Here is a 6,686-nt window from a genome sequence, read left to right as displayed (position 1 = left end):
TTGTTCAAGTACCGCGTCACGGGGAAGGATGCGTTCCGGCTCGTGAACCAGCTGATCACGCGGGACGCGTCCAAGTGCCGTCCGGGCCAGATCATGTACACCCCCTGGTGCGACGACTCGGGCCACACCGTGGACGATGGGACCGTGTGGAACCTGGGCAGCGGCGGTTGGGACCTGACTTCGGCCGAGTCCAATGTGGGTTGGCTCGAAGAGTGCGCGTACGGCATGGATGTGGACATCGTCGACGATTCGGAGCGTATCGCTGCACTCGCGATCCAGGGTCCGATGTCGCGTGCGATTCTCTCCTCGGTCGGGGACGGTGTCGTCGAGAAGCTGCGGTACTACCGCTTCGCGCAGACCCAGCTCGAAGGCATCCCGGTCACGGTGTCGCGCACGGGCTACACGGGGGACCTTGGCTACGAGGTGTGGACCCCGGAGCCATACGCCTTGCGGCTCTGGGACACCCTCATGGCCCACGGCAAGGGCTACGGGCTTACGCCTGCCGGGCTCGTGGCGCTGGACATGGCGCGCATCGAGGCGGGTCTCATCCTCGCAGAGGTCGACTACGTGCCCGCCCGAACGGCGATCATCGATAGCCAGCGGTACACACCGTATGAGCTGGGCTTGGACTGGGCCGTGGACCTCCGGAAGCCGTCGTTCACGGGTCGGACCGCACTCGTCGAGCAACACCGACGCGGCGTGCCACGGCGGATTGTCGGGATGGAGGTGGACTGGGGAACCATGGAGCGGTACTACGCGGAGCTTGGTCTTCCTCCGGAGCCGCCCCGCGTTCCCTGGCGAGCCAAGGTGCCCGTCTACGCAGGCTTGCGCCAGATCGGGCACGCGACGAGCGGGGTGTGGTCGCCCCTGTTGAAGAAGTACTTGGTGCTCGCGACCGTGGAAGCCTCCTACGCGCTACCCGGGAGCGCGGTCGAGATCGAGGTCTCCGTCGAGGACGAACGCAGGCGCGCCCCCGCGACGGCTGTGAAGAGGCCCTTCTTCGACCCTCCGCGGAAGAGGGCGTGAGAGGCTCGACCCGCCGGCAGGGAAACGGCTTTATTGGGCGGTCGGCTCCTCGGGGCGCGAACGCATGGCCTCGTATGACGCGATTGTGGTCGGCGCGGGTCACAACGGGCTCGTAGCAGGGGCGTACCTCGCAAAGGCGGGCCTGAAGACCCTCGTCTTGGAACGCCGCCGAATTGTCGGCGGCGCGTGCGTGACCGAGGAGATCCATCCGGGCTTCCGCGTCTCGAGCCTCTCCTACACATGCGGTCTGTTCCGGCCGGAAATCAAGGAGGAGCTCCAGCTCGCGAGGTTCGGGCTCGAGGAGCATGTCCACGACCCGGCGATGTTCCTCCCGTTTCCCGATCGACGCCACATTCTGTGGCGTCCCGACCCGGCATGGAACCGCCGGGAGGTCGCGAAGTTCTCCGAGGCAGACGCGAACGCCCTGCCCCGGTACGATGCGTTCTGGGAAGAATTCGCGGAGCTCGTGGAGCCCACGATGCTCGCCCCGCCCGTGAGCCTCGCGGACCTTGCGCAGCTCGTGACCACGCCGGAGGCCGAGGACTTCATCCGCAAGACGCTCCTCATGTCCGTCCAGGACCTCCTCGACGACTTCTTCGAATCGGAGCAGGTCAAGGTGTCCCTGGGGACGAGCGCGGTCTCGGGGACGCTCGCGGGTCCGCGCACGCCGGGCACCGCCTTCGTGCTCGGCCACCACAGCATCGGCATCATCAACGGGCAGAAGGGTGTGTGGGGTTGGGCCAAAGGCGGGATGGGCGGCATCACCCAGTCGCTAGCGAACGCGACGCGGCACTTCGGCGCAGAGATCCGCACGAACGCGGGCGTGTCCTCGGTCCTGATCCGGGATGGGCGCGCCGGGGGCGTCGAACTCGAGGACGGGCGGAAGCTCGAGTCTCAGGTCGTGCTCAGCAACCTGGACCCCAGGCGCACGTTCCTCGGGATCGTCGGGAAGGACCGCTTGCCGCCCGACTTCGTCCATGCGATCCAGCGATACCGCATGGAGCCATCTTCGTTCAAGTTGAATCTGGCATTGAGGGACTTGCCGGATTTCTCCGCGGTCCCGGGCACGAACCTCCAGCTCCACCACAAGGGGATCATCGACATCGCCCCGGACCTCGACTACCTGGAGCGGGCGTACGAGGACGCGGTGCACGGTCGCTGGTCCAGGGACCCGTACATTGAGCTCGTCCTCCAGTCGACCGTGGATCCGACGGTCGCGCCCAAGGGGATGCACACTCTTACCGCGTCGTGCAAGTTCGCCCCCTACGAACTCGCGGGCGGGAGCTGGGACACGGAGGGCGAGAGGTTCGCGGAAGCGATTCTTGATTGCCTCGAGGCGTATGCGCCGAACCTTCGCAAGATCGTCCTGGCCAAGACATGGATCACACCGCTGGACATGGAGCGAGAATACGGCCTGACCCGCGGGGACGTGTTCCACGGTGCGATCTTCCCCTATCAGATGTTCTCCTTCCGACCCGTGCCCGGGTGGTCGCGCTACCGCACTCCGATTGCAGGCCTGTACCTCTGCGGTGCGGGCGCCCATCCCGGAGGTGGCGTCCTCGGGGCGCCCGGGCACAACGCCGCGATGGCCGTCCTCGAGGACTGGCCCCACGTCAAGCGCGGCCCATGATCACGTTTCCCGAACCTGGGCGCTGTAGGCGTTCGCGAACCCCGCGTCCCCGCCCTCGATGAAGTTCTTCAGGCAGACGAGGAGATCGGACCAACCACCGCGGTGATGCGGGATCTCCGCAGACCCACCCGGGCCGTATCCCGTACTCACGAGGTAGACCGCGGTGCCGCTCGCCTTCGCCTCCAGGTCGAACGCGATGCGCAGGTTTCCCTGGGGCTGCGGCCATCGGAGGACGAGACGTCGGTTCGGGCTGATCTCCAGCACCCGGTCAGGACCGCCCTCCCAGCCCATGGAGAACGCCCCCCCGGTCCGAGGTTCGATTCGCGCCTTGCCCGTGGGCACGCCACCCGTGGACCAATGGTCCAGCTGCGCAGCGTTCGTCAGGGCATCGAAGACCCGCACGGGCGTCGCCTCGACGAGGTTGGACAACCGCAATTCCGCGGTCGAGGGCGGTGTGTGGTCCGGCCGCACGCTGTCGCTGCGTCCTTCCGCGATGGATTTCAGGTTGCCGAGGCACATCCTCCAGGCATCCTGAATCGTCCCGCCCGCGGCGTCTTTGAGCGGAACGCCGGAGTGGCGCGCATGGAGCAGGCTGGCCTCCGGCCCCGCATCCTCGAGTTCGTAGGCCACCCGCGTGGTGGCGTCCCGGATCGGCCAGGTGAACGCGAATCTCCGCAAGGTCTCGCCCTCGTCGATCGTGGTCTCCCAGCCGCGCGACTCCGGGAGGACAATGCACGTCTCCCCGCCAAACCGGAACGTCCCGCCGACCTTGGGCTCGATGCGGCACCATCCGCAGAACCAGCGCGCGAGGTGCTCAATCCGCAGGAGCTTCTCGAAGACCGTGGCTCGTGGCGCGTGGACTCGGAGGAGGAACTCGTAGTCGTAGGCCATGCCCGACAGCCCGCGGAAGGGCTCGCTCCCCTTCAACTTGCTCGGTAATTACCCATCGACGCGAACCTATTTGCCCGCTCAGAACGTCTCCCGCCCTTCCAACGCGCCCTGCCGCGAGCAGGAGGCGAGACGATGGGATACCGGTATTCGGTGATCGGCTCGGGTCGCCAGGGCACGGCCGCGGCCTACGACTTCGCGAGGTTCGGCGACGCGGACGACATCGTGATGGCGGACATGGACCTGGCCCGGGCGAAACGTTCCGCGGCCCGCGTGAACAAGCTCGCCGACCGGGCCGTGGCCCGACCGCTCAAGGCCGACGTCACGAAACCCGTGACCGTTCTCAAGGCCATTCGGGGCGCCGACGTCATTCTCAGCGGCGTCCCGTATTTCTTCAATCTCGGCCTCGCGAAGCTCGCCCTCCGGGCCAAGGTCTCCATGGTCGACTTAGGCGGGAACACGGACCTCGTGCGCGAGCAGCTCGCACTCAACGCCCATGCGCGGAAGGCGGGCGTCGGGATGGTACCCGACTGCGGCATGGGTCCGGGCCTGAACATCACGATGGGCGTCTATGCGACGGAACTCCTGGACGTCCCCGAACACGTGTACATCTACGACGGCGGACTCCCGCAGCATCCGCGGCCCCCGTGGAACTACGAGCTCACCTTCAACGTGGAGGGGCTGACCAACGAGTACTACGGCGACGCCACGTTCATCCGCGACGGCCGCGTCGCGCGCGTCCCCCTCTTCTCCGAGTTCGAGCTCGTGGACTTCCCGCCCCTGGGCCGGCTCGAGGCGATCGTCACACCCGGCGGGCTGTCCACGGCACCTTGGTCCTTCCAGGGGAAGCTGAAGACCTTCCAGAACAAGACCCTCCGCTACCCGGGCCATTGGGCCCAGATGCAGGCGTTCCGGGACCTGGGCCTCTTCGAGTTGGACCCCGTCGAGGTGGACGGCCGTCCCGTGGTTCCGCGGCACGTGTTCCACGCCCTCTTCGAGCCTAAGGTCACGCCGAGTGAGATTCGGGACGTGTGCGTGGAGCGGGTCCGCGCCCTCGGCATGAAGGACGATCACACGGCCGAGGCGGTCGTCGAGCTCGTGGACTACTACGACGAGGCCACCGGGTTCACCTCCATGGAGCGGCTCACCGGATGGCACGCGGCGATTGCCGCCGAGATGCTGGCCCGCGGGGTGATCCCTCCGGGGACGCATTCCGTGGAACTCGGCGTCCCTGCGAAGTCGTTCGTCGAGGAAGCACGGAAGCGCGGGCTCCACATCACCGAGCGCGTGCACTCGGTCTGAGTGCGCGGTCGGCGCGCACGTTCAAGTACGCCGCGACCATCGAGGGCGGCACGACGAGGGCCACGAAGGGCCGGAAGGTCACCGTCCACTACCGCGGGACGCTCGACGACGGCGAGGAGTTCGATTCCAGCGAGGATCGGGAGCCCCTCGAGTTCGTGATCGGGGACGGGGACATGATCCTCGGGTTCGAGAAGGCGGTCGTGGGCATGGAGCCCGGGGAGACCAAGACCGTCACCCTGGAGGCGGAGGAGGCGTACGGTGCCTACGAGGACGAGCTCGTCATCGAGGGACCGCGGAACGTGTTCCCGGAAGGGGAACTCAAGCTGGGCGCGAGCTTCACGGTCCACCTGCGGGGCGGCGAGGAGGCCGTCGGGCGCGTCGTCCGCATCGGGCCGGACACGGTGGCGCTGGACTTCAACCACCCGCTCGCCGGGAAGCGGCTCACGTTCCGCCTGCGCCTCGTTTCCGTGACGTAGCGCCCTTTCGGCGCGGCCGCGGCTTCGAGTACATGTCCGATTTCCCCGTCATCCGAAGGATGTAGGCCTTGTCGAGGTCGTAGACGAGCGGTTCCTGGTCGCTGAACCGGCCCCGCTCCCAGGCGCGCGAGCGGACGCCGAGCTGGGTGCGCTCGCACACGGCCCAGTCCTGCCGGTTGATCTCGTCCCACATGTCGACCGCGTCGCTCGGGTCGAAGTCCGGCTCGGCCATCGTCCCGGCATCGAAATACCACTCGCACTCGATCTTCGAGCGTGTCGGGGTCTGGGGCCAGTCCCGGTGGATCATCAGGTAGTCCGGGTGCATGCTGAAGAACATGTTCGGGAAGACGACCCAATAGTAGATCCGCCTGCGGTCCTCGGCGGTCGTCCCCTTGAGAGGCGGTCGCTTCGTGTACCCGGAGACGGTCATCGAGGTGTAGTCGCCGGCGAAGGTCTGGAAGCCGCCGTTCACGTTGGCCATCGTGCCGCCCTTCCCCCGGGCCATCCAGGCGTCGTTCTCTCCCGTGAAATACGGCGTCACCCGGTTCAGCCCAGGATGGATTGGAGCGCAGTGGTAGCACTCCGAGTAGTTCTCTGCGAGGATCTTCCAGTTCGCGTTCACCTCGTAGACGTGTCGGGCGCCGAGCTGGAGGGCGCCGACGTCCCAATGGTCCGTGAGCTTCAGGAGGGGCGCGAGTTCCTCCCGCAGCGGGCGCGCGGCTGGGTCCAGGTTCGCCCAGATGAACCCGCCCCAGGTGTCCGTCCGCACGGGGTAGAGGCCAAAGTCCTCCTTGTCGAACTCCTCGAGAGCGTCCGTGTGGGGCGCGCCAACGAGCCTACCCTCCGTCGAGTAGGACCAGGCATGGTAGGGGCAGACGATGGAGCGGAGCTTCTCCCCCCGCTCATCCGTGACGATCCGCGTGCCACGGTGGCGGCACACGTTGTAGAACCCGCGCACCGTGTCGTCGTTCCCGCGGATGAACAGGAGGCTCTCCGTGCCGATGTCGTGCGTGAAGAAGTCCCCCGGATGCGGGACCTGGGAGACGTGCCCGACGTTGAGCCAATGGCGGAAGAAGAGCTTCTCCAACTCCTGCCGGAACACCCCCTCGTCGTAATACACCACGCCCGGCAGGGTCCTCGCGGAGAGATGCTCATCCCCCGGTCGTGCACGCGGGTTGCCACTCAGCTGAACTCGCGCCATAGGACTCCTCCGTGACAGGGCGGCCCGGAAATTAAGAGCTTTCGGTGGACCGAAACCATTCACGCAGCCAAGGGAAACCGCGCTGGGTTGGCGTTTTGCCAAGTCCCGATGTCGGCGGGAGGACTACGTTCCTCGCCTGCGCGGCCGCCGTCGACCTTTTCGT

Annotated in this window: 6 protein-coding genes; 4 read left to right on the top strand and 2 right to left on the bottom strand. The window is 66.9% G+C overall.

Translation table 11 applies throughout. The features are described from left to right. Both VEY12_07355 and VEY12_07350 read left to right on the top strand, forming a co-directional pair. The coding region (locus tag VEY12_07355) for an aminomethyltransferase family protein (GenBank protein ID HYM39943.1) at positions 1 to 1,026 on the top strand (1,026 nt) is incomplete at its 5' end. 64 nt (positions 1,027 to 1,090) lie between these two features. After that, positions 1,091 to 2,656 carry an NAD(P)/FAD-dependent oxidoreductase gene (locus VEY12_07350; GenBank protein HYM39942.1) on the top strand — a complete coding sequence of 522 codons (1,566 nt, stop codon included), beginning with the start codon at positions 1,091 to 1,093 and terminating at the stop codon, positions 2,654 to 2,656. On the opposite strand, the gene VEY12_07345 is transcribed toward VEY12_07350, so the two are convergent. Continuing rightward, positions 2,657 to 3,547 carry an SRPBCC family protein gene (locus tag VEY12_07345; protein ID HYM39941.1) on the bottom strand — a complete coding sequence of 297 codons (891 nt, stop codon included), beginning with the start codon at positions 3,545 to 3,547 and terminating at the stop codon, positions 2,657 to 2,659. 132 nt (positions 3,548 to 3,679) lie between these two features. Between VEY12_07345 and VEY12_07340 the strand changes: the two genes are divergently transcribed. Further along, positions 3,680 to 4,846 carry a saccharopine dehydrogenase C-terminal domain-containing protein gene (locus tag VEY12_07340; GenBank protein HYM39940.1) on the top strand — a complete coding sequence of 389 codons (1,167 nt, stop codon included), beginning with the start codon at positions 3,680 to 3,682 and terminating at the stop codon, positions 4,844 to 4,846. Continuing rightward, the gene (locus tag VEY12_07335) at positions 4,843 to 5,322 is read left to right on the top strand and encodes a peptidylprolyl isomerase (protein ID HYM39939.1); all 480 of its coding nucleotides are present in this window, start codon (positions 4,843 to 4,845) and stop codon (positions 5,320 to 5,322) included. Before VEY12_07340 ends, VEY12_07335 begins: the two co-directional genes overlap by 4 nt. Here VEY12_07335 and VEY12_07330 read toward each other — a convergent pair. Beyond that, positions 5,288 to 6,523, bottom strand: a complete 1,236-nt coding sequence (locus tag VEY12_07330) for an aromatic ring-hydroxylating dioxygenase subunit alpha (GenBank protein ID HYM39938.1) — start codon at positions 6,521 to 6,523, stop codon at positions 5,288 to 5,290. The two genes, VEY12_07335 and VEY12_07330, sit on opposite strands and share 35 nt — an antisense overlap. Positions 6,524 to 6,686 lie beyond the last annotated feature (163 nt).

Source organism: Thermoplasmata archaeon, from assembly GCA_035632695.1.
Lineage (GTDB): Archaea > Thermoplasmatota > Thermoplasmata > RBG-16-68-12 > RBG-16-68-12 > RBG-16-68-12.
Note: the sequence above shows the minus strand (reverse complement) of the source record. Positions and strands in the feature narration are given on the sequence as shown.

Bases quoted from the DNA above. Each gene is read 5' to 3' on its own strand.
- VEY12_07330 (HYM39938.1), bottom strand. From the start codon at position 6,523: ATGGCGCGAGTTCAGCTGAGTGGCAACCCGCGTGCACGACCGGGGGAT.
- VEY12_07345 (HYM39941.1), bottom strand. From the start codon at position 3,547: ATGGCCTACGACTACGAGTTCCTCCTCCGAGTCCACGCGCCACGAGCC.
- VEY12_07340 (HYM39940.1), top strand. From the start codon at position 3,680: ATGGGATACCGGTATTCGGTGATCGGCTCGGGTCGCCAGGGCACGGCC.
- VEY12_07350 (HYM39942.1), top strand. From the start codon at position 1,091: ATGGCCTCGTATGACGCGATTGTGGTCGGCGCGGGTCACAACGGGCTC.